The organism is Pauljensenia sp. 27098_8_83, assembly GCF_041432695.1.
Taxonomy (GTDB): Bacteria; Actinomycetota; Actinomycetes; order Actinomycetales; family Actinomycetaceae; genus Pauljensenia.
This window is the reverse complement of the sequence record NZ_JAPWAD010000020.1, coordinates 21,486-42,014: the sequence shown is the minus strand read 5'-3', so window position 1 is coordinate 42,014 and position 20,529 is coordinate 21,486. Positions and strand designations below refer to the sequence as shown.

Sequence of the window (20,529 nt, the reverse complement as noted above, 5' to 3'; positions counted from 1 at the left end):
CGCTAAATAGATGAATCGGTCGATTATTTGATGCATCTCGCACGTCTGAGCCTCCCCACCTGCATGGATGTGATGCCGATGAGGTCGTTCAGTTGGCGGTCAACCGGGTCTGCGCGGTGCTCACTCCCCGTCTATGCTCGCCTCCAGTGCATCCGCCGCGGCCTCAATCTGTTCGCGCGTCGGGCACGAGGCCGGTCCGACGGCCGTTGTGGACAGCGCGCCCGCGCAGTTGGCGAGGAGAAGGGCCCTCTCCACGGGAATCCCCCGCGCGAGGGAGGCTGCCAGGACGCCGGAGTGTGCGTCGCCTGCGCCGTTCGTGTCGATCGCCTCGACGCGAGGTGTCGGGATGTGCGTTGCGCTCTCATCGAGGGTGTCCGGAGCTGCCGTGGAAGGCCAGGCGACGTATGCGCCCTCGGCGCCTGCGCGGACGAGAACGGGACGATCCAGCACAGTGAACATCGCGCGCGCCGCTTCGCGAGGCTGGAGAGCCCGGTCGCGAGCGCTCGCATCGCCTCTCTGGTGAGCGATCTCTTGAGCCTCCCTGTGGTTCATCGACACGATGACGCCGTCGGAGGGTAGCCCTCCCGGGATTCCGATGACGGGGGAGACATCGAGGACGACGCGCACGCCCGCGGGCAGGACGCGCAGCGCAGCCTCCGCGGCCTCCCTGTTCGCCGGGTGGTCCATGAGGTAGCCGTCGATGTAGAGCACGTCACCCGGGTGCATCATGCGCACGAAGTCAGCCCACGCGCTCGCGGGTGCCATCGTCTCGGCGCCCTTGGTGGAGATGAAGGTGCGCTCGCCCGTGCGGTCCGTGAACGCGATGCAGAAACCGTTGTCAGTGCCTGTGACGCGAGGACCGAGGTCCGTGATCCCTTCGCGCTCAAGCGCCGCTTGGATGAGCGAGGAGTATGGGCCGTCGCCGATGGGGCTGAGGGAGATGGCCTCGGCCCCCATGCGCCGCGCGGCCACGAGGGCGTTGAAGCCTCCGCCCACGTGCATTCCCTCGTCGATGGCCCACACGTCGCCGCCGGGGGAGGGGAGGACCTCACCGCGTACGGCGAGGTCCACGAGGATCTGGCCCATGAGGACGACGCGGCCTGCGGGGGAGGCAGGCGACGAGGTGGGGGCCGGCTCCTCCGGAGAAGTGACGCCGCGCGAAACCTCGGGCGTGGCATCCGAAGAGGCATCCGGGGGAGCCTCCTCCTGGCGGCCGGCGAGCGCCTGATCGCGCAGCTCGAGGAGCTCCCTGGCGACGGTGGGTAGGCCGAGGTGGGAAACCTCCTCGATCCTCGAGAGGCTGTCTGTGGGGAGAACCTCGACCCCGAGGGCGGCGCCCAGGATTGCGCCCGCGATTGCGCCGATCGTGTCGGTGTCGCCGCCGAGGTTGGCGGCGTCCAACAGGGCCTGCGGCGAGGGATCGCGCGCGAGCAGCGCGAAGGCCATGGGGATCGCCTGCGCCGAGGCCACGGACGTGCCCACCTGCTCGACGAGGCATTCCAGGGAGGACAAGGCAGGGTTGGCGGCCAGCTGCATCGCCCGGCGCGTCGCCGCGACGACGTCCGGGTCGGGGGTCCACGCGCCGCGCTCGGGGAGGGAATCGACGTAGGTGACGGCCTTCCACAGCAGACCCCTCAGATTCGGGCTCGTTGAGCGAGCGGTGTCGATCCCCAGGGACACGGCCGCCGCCACGAGGGCAGCCGACTGGAAACCCTGTCGCGTCGCGTGCGTGACCTGGCAGGACGACCAGACGGCATCCGCAAATGCCTCCGGATCGTCCGTCGGCATCGCGATGCCGATCGGGGTGACGCGCATCGCCGCGCCATTCGTGGTGCCCTCGCCGCCCACGGTTAGCGGGTCCTCGCCCGCGCGCACGCGCTCAAGCGCCGCCTTCGTGGAGGGACCCAGCAGGTCGAGCGACCCGCGCCGAATCATCGAATCCTCCCAGGCCAGCAGGGCGTGGGCGAACTCGCCCGCGTCCAGGGCCACGCGACCCGAGGAGGATCCCCGGCCTCGTACCAGGAGGGACGCAATCAGCAGAGCCTGCTCCGTGTCATCCGTGACGGACCCGGCCGGCATCCCCGGCGCGTAGGGCTGCGAGGCGTCACCGTCCACGAGCCCCGTGATACGCCCGTACACCGCGCGAATCTGCTCCGGCGACATCGCCTGCGTCGGCATGCCCAGCGCGTCACCGAGCGCCAGGCCAGCCAGGGCACCGTACGCGCGAGAAAAACGAGGATCCATACTGCACCTCCGAAAGCGGGCGCGCGCCCGCAGATAGCGTGAACGCCCCGGAACATTCCGAGGCGACCAGTAGGCCCAGGGGGACTCGAACCCCCAACCTACGGATTAAAAGTCCGCTGCTCTACCATTGAGCTATAGGCCCAGCAGCCCCCATTGTAGGAGGAAGAAGTCCCCATGGCCCAATCGAAGATGCCGCGACGCCCCGCCATGCTCGACGCAGCCCGGGCTGAGGCCATCGTCGGCGACGAAGATCCCGCGGCCACCGCCGCCGTTGCGCACACCGCCGCCTGGGCCCTCATGGGCGTGGGAGACGAAACCTTCACCGACGCCGACGTCGCGCGCCTGCGCGAGACCGTGCGCACCCGCGGCGTGGATACGATCGCGCACGTGTGGTCGCGCAGCCCCGAATTCACGCTCCCCGGGGCGCTGTGGCGCGTCTACCTGCTGCACGAGTGGTACCACCGCGACCCGCTTCTCGTGGCCGAGCGCTACGCCGACGGGATGCGCGCGCCCATCATCCAGGGCCTCGAGGCCCCCGTCGAGCTGCGCCCCCTGAACCTCATCATGGAGGAAATTGATTCGCTGCTGCGCGGCGACCTGACCGACGACGATCTCGACTATGTGCTCGCCCAGGCGTCGCGGGCCATGCGCGTCCTCGCCGCCGGCGAGGCCGGGGCCCTGTGGATCGAAGACCCCTCAGACCCGCTCGCCCACCGCGTCACCATGCGCCACTGTGCGCTGCTGGTCACCGCCGACGAGCTCGACGTCGCCGCGCGCGAGGCGGCCGTCGGCACCCTCGACTGACCCGTCGCCGCCGAGGCCGGGGCGCCTCGGATCGGGCGTGACCCGGGGTGACGTGGCGCGCCCACCAGGGCATCGGCGCGCCCGGGCGACTACCCTATTCCCTATGCGCCCGATGCCAGCCCCACGCCCCCAGCGACTCGTTCGCTCTGCGGGTGCACTCGTCTGGCGCTTCACAGCCCCCGCGCGCGTCGCCGTTCCCGGCGAGCCGATCGACCCCTCGGACATCGAAGTCCTCATGGTCCACCGGCCGCGCTACCACGACTGGTCCTGGCCTAAGGGAAAGACCGAAAACGGTGAGTCCCTCGTCTCCGCCGCCGTGCGCGAAGTCGAGGAGGAGACCGGTCAGATCGTGACGCTCGGGGCGCCCTTGACGACCCAGCGTTACCGCCTGGGTGGCGGGCAGACCAAGGAAGTCCACTATTGGGTGGGCACGCCCGTCCCCACAGGTCACGCCTCCGAGCGCCTGCGCGCCCCCGTCGCGCGCGCCCCGCGCACCGAAATCGACCAGACCGTGTGGACCTCGCCCGAGCGCGCCGCCGACATGCTTACGCGCCGAGGCGACCGCCGCCTCCTCGCCGACATCGTCGCCCGCGCCCGCGAAGGCCGACTCGTGACCACGACGCTCCTCGTCCTGCATCCCGGGCAGGGCGAGCCCCCGCACCTCGACGAGGCCGGGGACGCCCACGCTTCCGCGTCGCCTTCCGCGTCGTCCGGCGGCTCCGCGTCGTCCGGTTCTTCCGTATCCTCCGGCGGCTCCGCCGTGCCCGGGGCGGCCGCGGCACCTGCTCAGCCTCGCCGCGCGCCGACCCCCGCGATGGTCGCGTCCGCCGCGGCCAGGAGGGCCGCCCAGGTGGAGCAGGCCTCGGCGAAGAAGGCCGAGGCTGCGCGCGAACCCGTCGACCCGCCGCTCAGCCGATTCGGCGTGCGCCAGGCGTTCGACCTCATCGACCTGCTCTCGAGCTTCGGCGTCGCCCGTGCGTTCGCCTCTCCTGCCGCCCGCGCGCGCCAGAGCCTCACGCCCTGGGCGTCGATGGGTGGGGGCTCGGTGACGCTCGTCGACTCCCTCGACCTGACCGCCACCGGCTCAGACGCATCTTTCGGCGACGAGGCGCGCCTTGGTCGTGTCCGCGCCTTCGCGGCGCAGCGCCTGCGCGAGCACGCGTCCCCCACGGTCCTGTCCGTCGCGGGCGCCGCGCGTGAGGCCGTCATCGAGGAGATCCGCGCCTACGCGTCCGGTGCCGTTGCCGGTGCCGAGGCCCCGCGCCTGGCCCACGGTCAGGTCCTCGTCGCGCACGTCGAGCACGGTCCCGATGGGCCGGTCGTCGCAGCCCTCGAAACGCACGGCGTCACCACGAAGAACCCCGCCACCCACGCGCGCAAAGCCTCCAAGAAGCACTGAGGCGGCTCGACCGAAGCCGAGCCGCCACGCCTCGTCGCAGAAACCGGGTCACATGCCGGAGTCGCGCACAGACCGAGTCAGCTTTGAATGATCCAGCGGACGAGCCAGACACACGATCGTGCGGTCCTTGTGCGCCCACGAATCCTTCGTCGGGATCATCCACGTCGCATCCAGCGATGACGTCAGGTAGTCCGCACCCACGTACTCGTCAAACGCCGAGATGCACATTGACTCGGCCTGCCTGTTGAGCTCGTCCGCCCCCGGGAAATCCCCGTCGGCAACCGTGTCGATATGGAAGACCTCGGCGTCATGCTCGTGCGTGCAGCCGGTCGTCTCGAGAGTGGTCGCCGTGGTCTCCTCCGAGCCCTCCGGCAGGAGGATGCACTGGCCCACCCGCATGTGCATGACGGACGAATCCGAGCACGCCGCAAGTGGGGCGGCGAGGAGTCCAACGACGGCGACCAGGCCGACGAGACGACGGGAAGCCACTAGTGAACCCCCAGGGGAAGCGCCACGACGAGGTACACGATGCCAGACACGACGGCCGCGGCCGGCAGCGTGAGGAACCACGCGGTGACGATGCTGCCCGCGACGCCCCAGCGAACCGCGGAGAAACGCTTCGTGCAACCCACGCCCATGATCGCCGTCGACACGACCTGCGTCGTCGAGATGGGGGCGTGGATGACGTAGGAGCACAGGTACAGGATCGAGGCGGACACGGCCTCGGCGGTGAAGCCGCGAGCCGGATCCAGGTCGATGATCTTGCGGCCAATCGTGCGCATGATGCGCCCACCGCCGGCCATGGTACCCAGCGAAATCGCCAGAGCGCTCGAGATCTTCACCCACAGAGGCACGTTCATCTCGCCCGTGATCGGATCGAGGATGTTGTGGTGCTCGCCGTAACCGCCAGCCATCAGCGCCATGACGATGATGCCCATCGTCTTCTGCGCGTCCTGGATGCCGTGGCCCAGGGCCATCGCAGCCGAGGAGATGCGCTGCGCGGCGCGGAAGCGACGCATCGTGCGGTGATACTGGGCCTTGCGCAGCAGCGACAGCACGAACTTCATGACGATGTAGCCGACGATGAAACCGATGATGGGGGAGGCGAACATCGGGATCACGACGTGGCTCATGATGCCCCACCAGTAAACGACCGTGCCGCTCATGAGGCCGGCGCCCGCCATACCACCGATGAGGGCGTGTGAGGAGGACGACGGCAGGCCAAACCACCAGGTGATCAGGTTCCAGATGCAGGCGCCCAGCAGGGCGGCCAGGATGATGACCAGGCCCTTTTGCTGCATCGCTGGCAGTGGAGACTCGGCGTAGTCGCTGATCGAGATGATGCCCTTACCGACCGTCTTGGCGACGGCCGTGCCCATCATGGCGCCGATGATGTTCATCGCCGCGGCCATGAGGAGCGCCGCGCGGGGAGTCCACGCGCGTGTCGACACGGAGGTCGCGATCGCGTTCGCCGCGTCGTGGAAGCCATTCGTGTAGCTGAAGAACAGCGCGACGGCGATGACGACGACGACGAGGATCAGATTCAGATCCACGGCTCAGGATTCCTTCAGTGCGAGGGACTCGATGACGTTGGCCAGCTCCTCGAACGCGTCGGCGCAGGACTCGAGGCCCTGGACGATGTCCTTGAGCTTGATGATCGTGACCGGGTCGAGGCCGGAGTCGAACAGGGCGGTCAGCGTGCGGCGGTAGGCCAGGTCGCCCTCGTTTTCGAGGCGGTTGATCTCGATCCAGTAGTCGCGCATGTCCACGGGCGACTTGAGCTTGGGCATGTTCTCGGCGGTGAGGTCCGCGCAGTGCTTGATGACCTCGATCTGTGTGTTCAGCAAGGAGACCAGGGAGGAGGGGATGTCGGCGATGCCGTAGACGACCAGGAGATCGCCGGCCTCGTCGATGAAGTCGAGGCAATCATCCAGGTGGGACGCCAGCGACTGCAGGTCCTCGCGGTCGAAAGGCGTGATGAACGAGGAGTTGATGCGCTGGACGATCGCGTGGTTCAGCTCGTCGCCGCGGTGCTCGACCTCGTGGAGCTGATCGCGCAGGGCGATGCGCTCCTCCGGGGAGGCGGCGTAGATGTGCGTCAGGAATTCGACGGCCTGCACGAGCTGGCGGGCCTGGGAGGTGAAGTCTTCAAAAAAGTCAGGGCCTTGGGTCTTGTTTCGGAATCCCATGGTGTATTCGGTCCTTCCAATGGTGAACAGCACTGTTGTGCTACCTGTAATCGTCGGTCATGGGGCGGTGAGACTTCAAGTTCAGTGATGGATTTGTGACCCCATATCTGGTGGTCTATCTCACGGAGAGCGGTGGTGGGCTGACTTCCGTCTCATTCACGAGGTCTGGGCTGGGTTGAGTACGAAGCGTGGCGGCCCAGGGGTGGGTTGAAGGTCCCTGTCGGCCGGGCGGTGTGTGACTCGTTCGACTACGATTGTGGTGTGACCGGGACCAAGCGCCCGTAAGCGCGGGCGAGGGGTCCGGCATGATTGATTATGTCAATCGGGGACGCAGACGCGGCCTCGACAATCCAAAATGCCTCAGGAGGCAAAATGTCCGTGACTGAACAGGACGTGCGTGCAGCGGCTCCGGCCAACGCTCCCGAAGATGTCGTCAAGTGGGTTGCTGAAATTGCTGAGCTGACCACCCCTGACGCCATCGAGTTCTGCGACGGCTCCCAGGAGGAGTGGGATCGCCTGACCTCTCAGATGGTCGAGAGCGGCATGTTCACCAAGCTCAACGAGGAGAAGCGTCCGAACTCCTTCCTCGCTCGTTCCAAGCCGTCCGACGTGGCGCGTGTTGAGTCCCGTACCTTCATCTGCTGCGAGAAGGAAGAGGACGCGGGCCCGACCAACCACTGGGCCGACCCCAAGGAAATGAAGGCCACCCTGCACGAGAAGTTCACGGGTGCCATGAAGGGCCGCACCATGTACGTGGTTCCCTTCTCCATGGGTCCCCTCGGCGGCCCCATCTCCCAGCTCGGCGTTGAGATCACCGACTCCCCCTACGTTGTCGTCAACATGCGCATCATGACCCGCATGGGTGCTGCTGCCATGGACCTCATCAACGAGGGTCGCGTGTGGGTTCCCGCCGTTCACTCCGTCGGCGCTCCCCTGGAGCCCGGTCAGGAAGACTCCTCCTGGCCCTGCAACGACGAGAAGTACATCACCCACTTCCCCGAGACCAACGAGATTTGGTCCTTCGGTTCGGGTTACGGCGGCAACGCCCTGCTCGGCAAGAAGTGCTTCGCCCTGCGTATCGCCTCGACGATGGCCCGCCGTGACGGCTGGATGGCCGAGCACATGCTCGTCCTGCGCCTGACCCGCGAGTCCACCGGCCAGCAGTTCCACGTCACCGCCGCCTTCCCGTCGGCCTGTGGCAAGACCAACCTCGCCATGCTCCAGCCCACGATCCCCGGCTACAAGGTCGAGACCGTCGGCGACGACATCGCGTGGATGCGCCCGGGCCCGGATGGCCGCCTGCGCGCCATCAACCCCGAGGCCGGCTTCTTCGGCGTCGCCCCCGGCACCTCCTACAAGACCAACCCCATGGCCATGGAGACCGGCAAGGCCAACTCCATCTTCACGAACGTCGCCCTGACCGACGACGGTGACGTGTGGTGGGAAGGCATCGACGGTGACGTTCCGGCGCACCTGATCGACTGGCACGGCAACGACTGGACCCCCGAGTCCGGCGAGAAGGCTGCTCACCCGAACAGCCGCTTCACCGTCCCCGCCTCGCAGTGCCCGATCATCTGCCCCGACTGGGAAGCCCCCGAGGGTGTCCCGGTTGACGCCGTCCTCTTCGGTGGCCGCCGCGCCACCAACGTCCCGCTGGTCGCCGAGCAGTACGAGCCCGCCCACGGCGTGTTCATCGGTGCCTCCGTGGCCTCCGAGGTCACCGCTGCCGCGACCGACGTCAAGGCCGGCTCGCTGCGCCACGACCCCTTCGCCATGCTGCCCTTCTGCGGCTACAACATGGCCGACTACTGGGGCCACTGGCTGGAGATGCAGGACAAGCTCGGCGAGGGCTTCCCGAAGGTCTACCAGGTCAACTGGTTCCGCAAGGACGAAGACGGCAACTTCATGTGGCCCGGCTACGGCGACAACTCCCGCGTCCTGGACTGGATCGTTCGCCGCGCCGCCGGCGAGGTCGAGGCCATCGACGGCGTGACCGGCCGCTACCCGAAGTTCGAGGACTTCAACCTCGACGGCCTGGACATCGACGAGACCGTCTGGGCGAAGCTCTTCGCGATCGACCCCGACGCCTGGGCCGCCGAGATGGACGACACGGAGGAGTACTTCTCGCAGTTCGGCGACAAGCTCCCCGCCGCCATCACCGAGCAGCTGGCCAAGTTCCGCGAGCGCATCGCCGCCGCGAAGCAGGCCTGATCCGCGCGGATCTGAGGGCGAGCCCCGGAGGAAACTCCGGGGCTCGCCCCTTTTCTGCACACGTTTCTGCGCCTCGTTGATATCTACGCGAAAACTGACCGGATTGCGTGTGCGGGGCCCGAGACGGCTACACTGAGATAGCATCCGACCGCGCACGCAAGGAGAGCCCGTGCCCAACTACTTGACCAACGAAGAGCTGGCCCACGCCAAGGGGCTGCTCGATCGTATGAACGATATTTTCCAGCACACCGTCGTCGGCCAGGAAGGTCTGCGCCGCGCGTTGACCGCCGCGCTGCTCGCGGGCGGCCACGTGCTGGTCGAATCCGTCCCCGGCCTCGCGAAGACGACCGCCGCACAGACACTCGCGTCTGCGGTCTCTGGTACCTTCCACCGTATCCAGTGCACGCCCGACCTCATGCCCAACGACATCGTCGGCTCGCAGATCTGGAACCAGGAACGCGGCGAGATGGTCACTCAGCTGGGTCCCGTCCACGCGAACATGGTCCTCATGGACGAGATCAACCGTTCATCGGCGAAGACCCAGTCCGCCATGCTGGAGGCTATGCAGGAACGCCAGACCACGATCGGCGGCGTCAACCACAAGCTGCCCAGCCCCTTCATGGTCATGGCCACGCAGAACCCCATCGAAGAAGAGGGCACCTACGTGCTGCCCGAGGCGCAGATGGACCGTTTCCTCCTCAAGGAGGTCATCACGTATCCGACGCCGGTCGAGGAACTCGAGGTTCTGACGCGTATCGACAATGGCCAGATCGCAGCGAAGTCGTCGGCGACGCCGATCACTTTGCCCGACGTGCTCACCCTGCAGGATGCCTGCCGCCGAGTGTTCGTCCACGAGACCCTCAAGGCCTACATCGTGGACATCGTGAACACGACGCGAGGTGCCGGTCCCAACCCGTTGCCGGGCTGGAACAAGCACGTGCGCGTCGGCGCGTCCCCGCGTGGCAGCATTGCGCTCATGCAGATCTCCCAGGCAATCGCCCTCATGTCCGGCCGCAACCATGTGATGCCCGACGACATTAAGGCGATGCGTTACGGCATCCTGCGCCACCGCATCATCCGTACATTCGACGCGCTCGCCGACAACGTGTCCATTGAGGGCCTCATTGATGCCGTGTTCAACGCGGTTCCCGTTCCGTAAAGAACCCTCGGTCCCACACGCCAGTTGATTGTCTGAAGGAACGTCATGCCTGTACGCTCGCGCGAAATCCACTCGCTCTCGTCGCGCATCCAGCTGCCCGTCATGCGCAAGCTGCTGTCCATCATGGACGGCCAGCACTCTGCGTTGCGGCAGGGACGCGGCTGGGAGTTCATGGACTTGGCTCCCTACCAGGCGGGCGACGATGTTCGTTCCATCGATTGGGCGGCAACCGCGCGCACGGGGTCGCCGGTGATTAAGCGGCGCGAGGCGACGGCTAACCTGCAGGTCATGCTCGTCGTTGACACGGGACGTGAGATGGGTGCGCTGGCACCCTCGGGGGAGACGAAGGAAGAGGTGGCGTTGACGGCGTGCGAGGCGATCGCTTGGCTGAGCGTCGCCCGAGGAGACCAGATTGGCCTCGTCGCCGGGGATTCGCAGCGCGTGCGCTTCATGCCCGCCCGCTCGGGCAACGCCCACGCCGAGACCGTGATGCGCCGCATCGAGGAGGACATCACCCTGTCCTCGCCTCACTCGGACGTGCCCAAGCTCCTGGCGCGCGCCCGCACCGTGACCCAGCGGCGAAGCCTCATGGTGATCATCACGGATGCGACCCAGCCGGAGCCCACGCGCGTGTCCGACGATCTCATTAAGTCGCTGTCGGTACGCCACCAGGTCATGCAGATCTGCGTGGCTGACATCGATCCGACGTCCCTAGACACGGGCACGAATGTCGTCGATGTGAACGAGGGACCGCTCCCCGACTTCCTGCTGCGCGACAACCAACTGTCGGGTGAAGCCGCCAACGTGATGGCGATGCGACGCGCGGCAGTGACCCAGATGCTTGATAAGAGGGGGGTCATCCACGTGGATGTTTCGTCCAGTGAAGAAGTGCCGCGCGCCCTCATGCGCGCTCTCGAAAGGGGCGCACATGTCCGGTGACATCAAAGATAACCTGCTGGACCCCGTCATCTATCCGAACTGGATGTGGGTCCTCGGCCTGGCGATCGTGGTCGCCGTGCTTGGGTGGATCCTGTACAGCGTGTGGCGCTGGTGGACCTCGCGCATCGGCGAGGTCATGGAACTGCAAACAATTACGGACGCGCGCCGCAAGAAGTACCTGACTTTCATCGATCAGATCGCGGACCGCTACGCCGACGGAGATCTGGATGCGCGCGGCGTGCACCTCGCGCTCGCGGGCCTCATGCGTGCACTCGGCACAGAGCGTACGGGGCGTGACCTCGAGGTGGCGACCGTGTCCGAGGTACGCGAGCTCGTCCCCGTGTGGCCGGGCCTGGCCGACATCCTTCAAGCCTGTGAAGTCCCCAGTTTCACGGGCGACAACATCCCGCAGGGGCAGCCCTCGCACGAGGCTGTCACCCGGGTCCTGACCATGGCTGTGGAGGCGGTGAACGTATGAGGTTCGGGTGGCTTATCCCCGTCGTCCTCCTGGTCGTCGCGGCGGCGACCGTCCTCGGATGGATGCTCGCACGCCGGGCCGGCGAACGCTCGGGCAAGAAAGGCTGGGTGGCCAACACCGGCTTCCTGCGTGGCCTGCCCAAGTATCAGGCGCTCGTGCGCCGCACGCGCGCGTCCCTGTCGATGGCTGTCGTCTGCTTCATCATCGCCGTCATCGCGGCGGCGGTCTCCGCGGGTGCGCCCGTCGACCGGTATACCAAGTACGACAAGTCGTCGAGCCGTGACATCATCCTGTGCCTGGACGCCTCCGGATCGATGCTCCCCTACGACTCGGAGATCGGTGACGCGTTCAAGCAGATCATTTCCCACTTCGAGGGTGAGCGAATCTCGCTGCAGCTGTGGAATGCCTACTCGATGACGATGTTCCCTCTGACAGACGACTACGAGATGGCCGACGACGTGCTGACGGAGATGGCCGATAAGATCGACCGTGGATACAGTCAAATCGGCCAGAACATTTACGTCACCAAGGAACTCGAGGCCTACCTCCAGCCGACGCTCGCTAACGACGATGAGCGTCGTGCCTCGCTGGTCGGTGATGGCCTGGCCTCCTGCGTGCTCGGTTTCGACCACACCGACAAGGAACGTTCGCGTACGATCCTGCTCGCGACCGACAACGAGGTGTTCGGCGAGGGTATCTACAACCTGTCCGAGGCCATCGAATTCGCGAAGAGCCAGGGAGTGACCGTCTCCGTCCTGTATCCGGGGTCAAAGTACGGGATGAAGGATGAGGGCGTGGAGCTGCGCGACCAGGCCAAGTCGACCGGCGGCGAGTTCTACGACGCATCCTCCCCTTCTGCCGTCGATGACGTCGTTCGGCAGATCGAATCCGAGCAGAAGCAAGAACTCGATTCCGCGGGCAAGCTCGTGGAAACCGACCGCCCGGGCGCCGCCCTCGGCTGGACCATCGTCGGTGTCCTGTCCCTGCTCGGTCTGCTCGCTTTCGGGAGGCTCTGACATGATTTTTCGCCCTGTTATCCACCCGGTGTTGCTGGTTCTGATCCTGGCGATTGGCGTGACTTTCGTATTCCTGTCCGCCAAGCGCGCAGCCCGCAAGCGCGTCATGGACGTGATCCGCCGCTCGCTCATCGTCCTGATCGTCATCGTCATGGGTGCCGGTCCGTCGATTCCTGGTGAGGCAGTCGAAGTTTCGTCGGCCCTCGAGGTCTACCTCGTCATCGACCGTACCGGCTCGATGGCTGCAGAGGACTGGGACGGATCCAAGCCGCGCATCGACGGCGTGCGCAATGACGTCGCCATCCTCATGAACTCCATGGCGGGTTCCCGCTTCTCGATCCTCACGTGGGACTCCTCGGTGCACATCGACATGCCGCTGACGACCGACTCGTCGGCCGTTGCCTCGTACATGGAGAGCTTCAACCGAGAGCTATCCTCATCCTCCCAGGGATCGTCGATCAACCGTCCCGCCGCGGACCTGGCGGACCTTCTCGCTAAGAACAAGGAACGCCACCCCCAGAATCTGCGCGTCGTCTTCGTCTTCTCCGATGGTGAGACGTCGAACCAGGATCACTGGTCGAGCGCGCCGAGCGGTTCCGAGGAGGACTGGGACCGCGTGAAGGAGTACGTCGACGGCGGTCTCGTTATCGGCTACGGCACTGAAACGGGCGGGCCGATGAAGGCGCTGCGCCTAGGCAACAGCGAATCGCAGAGCGCGGGTGACGACGGCTACATCCACGACCTGTCCAAGCCCGGTAATCCGGTTGCGATCTCAAAGATCGACGAGGCGGCCCTGCAATCGGTCGCATCGCGCATCGGCGTCGACTACGTGCACTCGCCCGACAAGTCGGCGATCGAGTCCCACGCGCGCACCATCATGGACAGCGCGTCGGAGATCTCCGAGCAGCGCAACATGAAAGACACGTACCGTTACATCATCTGGCCGTTCGCGCTCCTGCTGGGGGGACTCCTCGCGTGGGAGGGCGCCACCCTGGCGCTGCGCGCTCAACAGCTGAGGAATTCGCATGCCCTCTAAAAACAACCTGCCCGAAGAGGACCTCCTGCCTTTCGGTGCCCTCACGGGCAGCCCGGTCGATTCCTCGGTCCGCGAGCAGCTCGGCCAGGCCACCAACGGCAAACAGAAAGTGCAGCGCTCCCCGCGCGCGCTGCGCCCGCTGTGGTACTCCATCCCGATTCTCGTGATCGCCCTGGCGATCGCCGGGTACCTGATCGGTCTGACGCTCTGGTCGCGCTCGTCGTTGAAGCACTGGAAAGCTCAGGACTACGAGGCTGCGCAGGCGGGTTACGAGGGACAGCGGACGTGGACGGGCATCGGTATCGAGGCCTGGGTCGCTCACTACAACCTCGGCACCACGCTCGTGCGCCAAGATCGCGTGGACGAGGGCGTGGCGGAACTGCGTACCGCCTTCGACCTCGTCCCCAAGGCCACCGAGGTTCAACCCGGTCGCCTCGAACCCTTCTCCTACGAGTGTCGCGTGCGCGTCAATCTCGGCATCGGACTGGAGATCCAGGGCGACCAGCTGCGCGCCGCGGGCTCGACCGCGGACGCGGTGAGCGTCTACCAGGAAGCCGAAGACACGATCGCCCCCTGCCAGACCGCCTCCGGTGGAGGCGGCCAGTCCGGCGACCAGAACCAATCCGGCGGACAGTCCGATCAGCAGTCCGGCGGTGAATCCAATAACCCCGCCGACGAAAACAAGGAACGCGTCGGGGACAAGAAGCAGCAGACCGAGGAAGAGTCTCAGGGACAGAGCGGATCGCAGGGCCAGCAGCAACAGCAGGGCCAGCAGGGCCAGCAGGAGAATCCGACGCCCAGCCCCAGCCCCTCCGAGAACCCCTATGAGGGCGAAACCCAGGACCAAAAGGAACGCAGGGAACAGCTCGAAAACCAGAACAAAGACAGACAGCAGAATCAGCGTGACGCCCAGGACGGCAAACGCGACGGCAACCCGAACGGCGCGTGGTGAGGGGCGCAGACCCGTCTCACTTTCGCTGTGACGTGCACCCATAAAACCCAACGACGGCCCAGGTGGTCGTCAAACACCGATAGGCTGGTAACGTGAAGGTTCTTCTCGTTGGTAACGGAGGTCGCGAACACGCGATCGCCCGTGCGCTTGTTCGAACGTCCACCCCTGAGCATCCCGTGTCGCTTGTCGTCCAGGCGGGTAACCCCGCGCTGGAGCAGCTGGGTCGCTCCCTGACCATGGATCCGCTGGACCCGAAGGATGTCGTGCGCCGCGCCACGTCCGAGAAAGTCGACCTCGTGGTCGTCGGCCCCGAGGCTCCGCTCGTCGCCGGCGTTGCGGACGCGGTCCTGGACTACGGGATTCCCGTCTTTGGCCCCACGAAGGACGCCGCGCGCCTCGAGGCCTCCAAGTCGTTCGCGAAGCAGGTCATGGCCGACGCCGGCGTGGCGACGGCTCGCGCTTTCACGTGCACCACGATGAACCAGGTCGAGGCCGCGTTCGAGGAACTGGGTGCTCCCTACGTCGTGAAGGATGACGCGCTCGCCGCCGGCAAGGGCGTCGTCGTGACCACCGACCGCGCCCAGGCCTCGGACCATGCGCGCGCCTGCCTGTCTCGCGACGGGGGAGCGGTCGTCATCGAGGACTACCTCGACGGCCCCGAGGTCTCCCTCTTCTGTTTCGCCGACGGCGCGACCGTCGTTCCCCTGCAGCCCGCCCAGGACTTCAAGCGCGTGGGCGATGGCAACGAGGGCCCGAACACGGGTGGCATGGGCGCCTACAGCCCCCTGCCGTGGCTGCCCGAGGAAGCCACCCAGCGCATCGTCGACGAGGTCGCCCAGCCCGTCATCACCGAGATGGCGCGTCGCGGCACCCCCTTCCGCGGGCTCCTGTACTGCGGCCTCGCGATGACCTCCAAGGGCATCCGCGTCGTCGAATTCAACGTGCGTTTCGGTGACCCGGAGACCCAGGTTGTCCTCGAGCGTGTCGATTCCCCGCTGGCCCCCATCCTGTACGCGGCCGCGACCGGCACCCTCGCGAAGGTCCCCGCGCCCGTGTGGAGCCAGGACGCCGCCGTCACGGTCGTCATGGCGTCGGGAGGCTACCCCGGTCCCACGGATACCGGACACCAGATCACGGGTATCGATGCGGCCGAGGCGCTGGACGGCGTCCACGTCATCCACGCCGGCACCTCCGAGGAGATCACCGACGACCCGACCGACGTCGCCGCCGGATGCTGCGGCTTCGAGCCGACCTACGCGCTCGTGAACTCCGGCGGCCGAGTCCTCGACGTCGTCGCCCGCGCGGCCACGCTCGACGAGGCCCGTGCCCTGGCCTACCGCGGCGTCGACCTCATCCACTTCGACGGGGAGCACCATCGCAGCGACATCGCGACGTGGCCCGCAGACCTCGCCGTCACCCTTGACTGACAATCCACTGAGGAGCACTATGACCGTCACCCTTCACGGCTGGACCCCGCTGAGCGCGGGCAAGGTCCGCGACATCTACGCTCCCGACGAGGCCGTGGTCGGCCCCGCGCCGCAGACCCCCACCCCGGCAGGACGCCCCCGCCACGCGAAGGCGGGCCCCGAGGCGCTGCTCATGGTGACGTCGGATCGCATCAGCGCCTACGACTACGTGCTGCCGACGCTGATCCCCGGCAAGGGCGCGGTCCTCAACCAGCTCGCCATCTGGTGGATGGGCCAGCTGCGTCCCCTCACGGAAAACCACCTGCTGGCCGTCGGCACGAAGGCCCCGGCTGAGGCCTCGCGCGCCCTGGAGGGCGCCCAGCCCACGCGCTTCACGGTTCCCGCCGAGGTGGACGGGCGCGCGGTCGTGTGCCGCAGCCTGCACATGATCCCCATCGAGTGCGTCGTGCGCGGCTACCTGACCGGCTCGGGTCTGGCCGAGTACCGCCAGTCCGGTTCCGTGTGTGGCATCGCTCTGCCCGAGGGCCTGACCGAGGCCTCGCGCCTCGAGGAGCCGATCTTCACGCCGGCCGCGAAGGCCGAGCTGGGCGAGCACGACGAGAACATCACCTTCGAGCAGACCGCCGAGCGCATCGGCGAGGAGCTCGCGGTCGCTATCCGCGACCTGTCCATCGCGCTGTACAAGGCTGCCCGCGACATCGCCGCGCAGCGCGGCATCATCATCGCGGACACCAAGTTCGAGTTCGGCATCGACGTGACCACGGGTGCCCTCGTGCTCGCGGACGAGATTCTCACGCCCGACTCCTCGCGCTTCTGGCCCGCAGACCAGTGGGTGGAGGGTCAGGTGACCCCCAGCTTCGACAAGCAGTACGTGCGTGACTGGCTGGTCTCTGCCGAGTCCGGCTGGGACCGTGCCTCGGGCGCCAACCCGCCCGCGCTGCCCGAATCCGTGGCCGCTGCGACCGCCGCGCGCTACGTCGAGGCCTACCGCCGACTCACCGGGTCGGACCCCATCCTGTAAACAGACTTGCCCGCCGGGCAAGATGCGCGGCGGGATCCTCACCAACAACACAAGGAGGAACGCCGTGGGGCGAATCATCGTGGAAGTGATGCCGAAGCCGGAAATCCTGGATCCCCAGGGTAAGGCTGTCGGTTCGGCGCTGCCCAGGCTCGGAATCACGAGCTTTGAGGCCGTGCGCCAGGGTAAGTGCTTCCACCTGAGCGTGGACGGTCCCGTCACCGACGAGCTCCTGGAGCAGGCCCGCAAGGCCGCCGAAGAGGTCCTGTCCAACCCGATCATCGAGGATGTCGTGCGCGTCGAGGCTATCGACGAGGCCGACGCCCGTTACGCGGGAGGCGTGCAGTGACCCGCGTCGGAGTCGTCACCTTCCCCGGCACCCTCGACGACCGCGACGCCGCCCGCGCGGTGGAAATCGCTGGCGCGCAGGCCGTGTCCCTGTGGCACAAGGACGCCGACCTGCGCGGCGTCGACGCGGTCGTGATCCCCGGCGGCTTCTCCTACGGCGACTACCTGCGCTGCGGCGCGATCGCCGCGACCGCCCCCGTCATGAGCGAAATCGTGCGCGAGGCCGGACGAGGCCTGCCCGTCCTGGGCATCTGCAACGGCTTCCAGGTCCTGTGCGAGTCCCACCTGCTGCCCGGCGCGCTCATCCGCAACGACCACCAGAAGTTCCTGTGCCGCGACCAGGTGCTGCGCATCGAAAACGCGGACACCGCGTGGACGCGCGCCTACAGCGCCGGCGACACCATCACCGTGCCCCTCAAGAACGGTGAAGGCAACTTCCAGGCCTCCCCCGCCGAGCTCGAACGACTCGAGGGCGAAGGCCGCGTCGTGTTCCGCTACGTCGACTTCAACCCCAACGGAAGCGCCAACGACATCGCGGGCGTCACCAACGCCTCGGGCAACGTCGTCGGCCTCATGCCCCACCCCGAGCACGCGACCGAAGCCGGCTTCGGCCCGCTCTCCCTCGGCCCCGACGGCGCCAGCCACCACGGCGGCACCGACGGCCTGGGCATCTTCCACTCCGTCCTCGCATCCCTCGTCGGCTGACGACGCCACCGCGCCCTCACCCGTGAGGGAACCCCGGCCTCGTCCCAGACCTTTCGAATGGAAACACGAATGACCTCCGAAAACACCCGCGAGCTGCCCGACACCGTCGAAAACGCCGCCGCGACCCCCGACCAGGACATGCCCTGGAAGGAACTCGGCCTCAAAGAGGACGAATACCAGCGCATCTGCGACATCCTCGGACGCCGACCCACCAACGCCGAGCTCGCCATGTACTCCGTCATGTGGTCCGAGCACTGCTCCTACAAGTCCTCCAAGAAGCACCTCGCCGAACAGTTCGGCGCGCGCACGACCGACGCCATGAGGAAGAACCTCCTCGTCGGCATGGGCCAGAACGCCGGCGTGGTCGACATCGGCGGCGGCTGGGCCGTCACCTTCAAGGTGGAGTCCCACAACCACCCGTCCTTCGTCGAGCCCTACCAGGGTGCGGCCACCGGCGTGGGCGGCATCGTCCGCGACATCATCTCCATGGGTGCCCGCCCGATCGCCGTCATGGACCAGCTGCGCTTCGGCGCCGTCGACCACCCCGACACGGCGCGCGTCGTCCACGGCGTCGTCTCCGGCGTCGGCGGCTACGGCAACTGCCTGGGCCTGCCCAACATCGGCGGCGAAACCGAGTTCGACCCCTCCTACCAGGGCAACCCCCTCGTCAATGCGCTGTGCATCGGCAAGCTGCGCCACGACGACATCCACCTGGCCAACGCGACCGGCGAAGGCAACCTCGTCGTCCTCTTCGGCGCGCGCACCGGCGGCGACGGCATCGGCGGCGCCTCCATCCTCGCCTCCGAGACCTTCGAAGACGGCATGCCCGCCAAGCGCCCCTCCGTCCAGGTGGGCGACCCCTTCATGGAGAAGGTCCTCATCGAATGCTGCCTCGACCTGTTCGAGGCCGACGTCGTCCAGGGCATCCAGGACCTCGGCGCCGCGGGCATCTCGTGCGCCACCTCCGAGCTGGCCTCCAACGGCGACTCCGGCATGCACGTCGACCTCGAGAACGTGCTCCTGCGCGACCCCACGCTCACCGCGGGCGAGATCCTCATGAGCGAGTCCCAGGAACGCATGATGGCGATCGTGACCCCGCAGGACCGCGAGCGCTTCTTCGAGATCATCGACAAGTGGGACGTCGAGGCAGCGGTCATCGGCCACCTGACCGGCGACGGCCGCCTCACGATCGACCACCACGGCCACCGCATCGTCGACGTCGACCCGAAGACCGTCGCTCACGAGGGCCCCGTCTACGACCGCCCCTACGCGCGCCCCGCGTGGCAGGACGAGCTGCAGGCCGCCACCTCCGAGGACCTTGCGCGCCCCGCCACGCGCGAGGAACTCATCGCCGACGTGCGCGCCGTGCTCTCCGACGTCAACCAGGCCTCCAAGGCGTGGGTCACCGACCAGTACGACCGCTACGTGCAGGGCAACACCGCTCTGGCCCAGCCCGACGACGCGGGCGTCATCCGCATCGACGAGGAAAGCGGCCTCGGCGTGGCTCTGTCGACCGACGCGAACGGCTGGTACACGAAGCTCGACCCGGCAGCGGGAGCCCGCCAGGCCCTCGCCGAGTCCTACCGTAACGTCGCCGTCGTCGGCGCCGAACCCGTCGCCATCACGGACTGCCTGAACTTCGGCAACCCCGAAGACACGGACGCCATGTGGCAGCTGGTCACCGCCATGACCGCGCTCGCGGACGGCTGCATCGAGCTCGAGATCCCCGTGACCGGCGGCAACGTGTCCCTGTACAACTCGTCGGGCACCGAGAAGGGCCTGCCGAACTCGTCGATCAACCCGACGCCCGTCATCGGCATGCTCGGCATCCTCCCCGACGTCACGCGAGCCAACCCCTCCGGCTTCACCGAAGAGGGCCTCGCCGTCATCCTCCTGGGCACCACCCGTGAGGAGTTCGACGGGTCCGCGTGGGCGCGCATCGCCCGCTCGCACCTCGGCGGCCTGCCGCCCGAGGTCGACCTGAAGGCAGAGGTCGCCCTCGGTAACGTCGTGCGCGCGCTGAGCGCCGCCGACGGCCCGGACGGCCGACCCCTCGTGCGCGCCGCCCACGACCTGTCCAACGGCGGCCTCGTGCAGGCCCTCGTCGACTCCGCGCTGCGCTTCGGCGTTGGCGGCGTCTTCGATGTCGCGTCGGCGGCTCGCCGCGACTGCGTCGGCGATCACGAGATGCTCCTGTCTGAGTCTCAGGCCCGCGCCTTCGTCGTGGTGCCCGAGGCGGCCGTCAAGGCCGTGTTCGCGGCCGCCGAGGCCGAGGGCGTGGACGCCGTGCGCATCGGCACCACGGGCGGCGACATGCTCGCGATCAGCGGCGTGGATCTGCTCGCCGCCGAGGGCGAGGGCTGCGGCTGGATCGCCTCGATCGACGAGCTGCGCGAGCTGAGCGAGACCGGACGCAAGTACTTCTGAGTAGTCGCGTCTGAGTTGTAGCGTCAGGGGGGCGCGGGCCTGCGGGCTCGCGCCCCTGTGCTGTGCCCGTCGTATCTGGGTTGCTGCATGTTGCCCAGTTCTGGCTGTCAATCATCAATTTCGCATGCAATTCCCCGGCAGCATGTTCAAACATTGAATTTGCATCGTTGGAATTGC

Annotated in this window: 18 protein-coding genes and 1 tRNA gene; 14 read left to right on the top strand and 5 right to left on the bottom strand. The window is 67.2% G+C overall.

All coding sequences use genetic code 11. The features are described from left to right. Nucleotides 1–120: 120 nt before the first annotated feature. Entirely contained in the window at nucleotides 121–2,244 is a 2,124-nt protein-coding gene (locus tag O3656_RS08000; protein ID WP_500063449.1) for a PfkB family carbohydrate kinase, read from the bottom strand. A gap of 70 nt (nucleotides 2,245–2,314) precedes the next feature. Then, nucleotides 2,315–2,386 (bottom strand) — tRNA-Lys (locus O3656_RS07995). A gap of 32 nt (nucleotides 2,387–2,418) precedes the next feature. Here O3656_RS07995 and O3656_RS07990 point away from each other — a divergent pair. Next, the gene (locus tag O3656_RS07990; RefSeq protein ID WP_500063448.1) at nucleotides 2,419–3,048 is read left to right on the top strand and encodes a hypothetical protein; all 630 of its coding nucleotides are present in this window, start codon (nucleotides 2,419–2,421) and stop codon (nucleotides 3,046–3,048) included. A gap of 112 nt (nucleotides 3,049–3,160) precedes the next feature. After that, the gene (locus tag O3656_RS07985; protein WP_500063457.1) at nucleotides 3,161–4,447 is read left to right on the top strand and encodes an NUDIX hydrolase; all 1,287 of its coding nucleotides are present in this window, start codon (nucleotides 3,161–3,163) and stop codon (nucleotides 4,445–4,447) included. A 48-nt stretch (nucleotides 4,448–4,495) separates the two neighbouring features. Here O3656_RS07985 and O3656_RS07980 read toward each other — a convergent pair whose 3' ends face one another. The 3 genes from O3656_RS07980 to O3656_RS07970 are packed head-to-tail and all read right to left on the bottom strand — an operon-like array spanning nucleotide 4,496 to nucleotide 6,636. Continuing rightward, on the bottom strand, nucleotides 4,496–4,936 hold the full coding sequence (locus O3656_RS07980; RefSeq protein WP_500063447.1) for a septum formation family protein: 441 nt from the start codon (nucleotides 4,934–4,936) through the stop codon (nucleotides 4,496–4,498). Beyond that, a complete protein-coding gene (locus tag O3656_RS07975; RefSeq protein ID WP_500063446.1) occupies nucleotides 4,936–6,000 on the bottom strand; it encodes an inorganic phosphate transporter in 1,065 nt (354 codons plus the stop codon). The genes O3656_RS07980 and O3656_RS07975 overlap by 1 nt, the downstream gene beginning before the upstream one ends. 3 nt (nucleotides 6,001–6,003) lie before the next feature. Continuing rightward, nucleotides 6,004–6,636 (bottom strand): DUF47 domain-containing protein, encoded by a 633-nt coding sequence (locus O3656_RS07970; protein ID WP_500063445.1) that lies wholly within the window; start codon nucleotides 6,634–6,636, stop codon nucleotides 6,004–6,006. A gap of 372 nt (nucleotides 6,637–7,008) precedes the next feature. Between O3656_RS07970 and O3656_RS07965 the strand changes: the two genes are divergently transcribed. The 12 genes from O3656_RS07965 (at nucleotide 7,009) to purL (ending at nucleotide 20,352) form a co-directional block, all read left to right on the top strand. Then, nucleotides 7,009–8,847, top strand: a complete 1,839-nt coding sequence (locus O3656_RS07965; RefSeq protein WP_500063444.1) for a phosphoenolpyruvate carboxykinase (GTP) — start codon at nucleotides 7,009–7,011, stop codon at nucleotides 8,845–8,847. A gap of 169 nt (nucleotides 8,848–9,016) precedes the next feature. Further along, the gene (locus tag O3656_RS07960) at nucleotides 9,017–10,006 is read left to right on the top strand and encodes an AAA family ATPase (RefSeq protein ID WP_500063442.1); all 990 of its coding nucleotides are present in this window, start codon (nucleotides 9,017–9,019) and stop codon (nucleotides 10,004–10,006) included. Nucleotides 10,007–10,051: 45 nt separating this feature from the next. Continuing rightward, complete coding sequence (locus tag O3656_RS07955; RefSeq protein WP_500063441.1) at nucleotides 10,052–10,945, top strand: DUF58 domain-containing protein; 894 nt, start codon at nucleotides 10,052–10,054, stop codon at nucleotides 10,943–10,945. Continuing rightward, nucleotides 10,935–11,423, top strand: coding sequence for a hypothetical protein (locus O3656_RS07950; protein ID WP_500063440.1), 489 nt, complete (start codon nucleotides 10,935–10,937; stop codon nucleotides 11,421–11,423). The genes O3656_RS07955 and O3656_RS07950 overlap by 11 nt, the downstream gene beginning before the upstream one ends. Continuing rightward, nucleotides 11,420–12,439, top strand: coding sequence for a vWA domain-containing protein (locus O3656_RS07945; RefSeq protein WP_500063439.1), 1,020 nt, complete (start codon nucleotides 11,420–11,422; stop codon nucleotides 12,437–12,439). Before O3656_RS07950 ends, O3656_RS07945 begins: the two co-directional genes overlap by 4 nt. Before the next feature lies 1 nt (nucleotide 12,440). After that, nucleotides 12,441–13,475, top strand: coding sequence for a VWA domain-containing protein (locus tag O3656_RS07940; protein WP_500063438.1), 1,035 nt, complete (start codon nucleotides 12,441–12,443; stop codon nucleotides 13,473–13,475). Beyond that, on the top strand, nucleotides 13,465–14,427 hold the full coding sequence (locus O3656_RS07935) for a hypothetical protein (RefSeq protein WP_500063437.1): 963 nt from the start codon (nucleotides 13,465–13,467) through the stop codon (nucleotides 14,425–14,427). The genes O3656_RS07940 and O3656_RS07935 overlap by 11 nt, the downstream gene beginning before the upstream one ends. 92 nt (nucleotides 14,428–14,519) lie before the next feature. Next, on the top strand, nucleotides 14,520–15,854 hold the full coding sequence (gene purD, locus O3656_RS07930; RefSeq protein WP_500063436.1) for a phosphoribosylamine--glycine ligase: 1,335 nt from the start codon (nucleotides 14,520–14,522) through the stop codon (nucleotides 15,852–15,854). A gap of 19 nt (nucleotides 15,855–15,873) precedes the next feature. Beyond that, on the top strand, nucleotides 15,874–16,875 hold the full coding sequence (locus O3656_RS07925) for a phosphoribosylaminoimidazolesuccinocarboxamide synthase (RefSeq protein ID WP_500063435.1): 1,002 nt from the start codon (nucleotides 15,874–15,876) through the stop codon (nucleotides 16,873–16,875). A 64-nt stretch (nucleotides 16,876–16,939) separates the two neighbouring features. Beyond that, complete coding sequence (gene purS, locus O3656_RS07920) at nucleotides 16,940–17,221, top strand: phosphoribosylformylglycinamidine synthase subunit PurS (protein ID WP_500063434.1); 282 nt, start codon at nucleotides 16,940–16,942, stop codon at nucleotides 17,219–17,221. Beyond that, entirely contained in the window at nucleotides 17,218–17,925 is a 708-nt protein-coding gene (purQ, locus tag O3656_RS07915; protein ID WP_500063433.1) for a phosphoribosylformylglycinamidine synthase subunit PurQ, read from the top strand. The genes purS and purQ overlap by 4 nt, the downstream gene beginning before the upstream one ends. Before the next feature lie 69 nt (nucleotides 17,926–17,994). Further along, entirely contained in the window at nucleotides 17,995–20,352 is a 2,358-nt protein-coding gene (gene purL, locus O3656_RS07910; protein WP_500063432.1) for a phosphoribosylformylglycinamidine synthase subunit PurL, read from the top strand. Nucleotides 20,353–20,529: the final 177 nt, after the last annotated feature.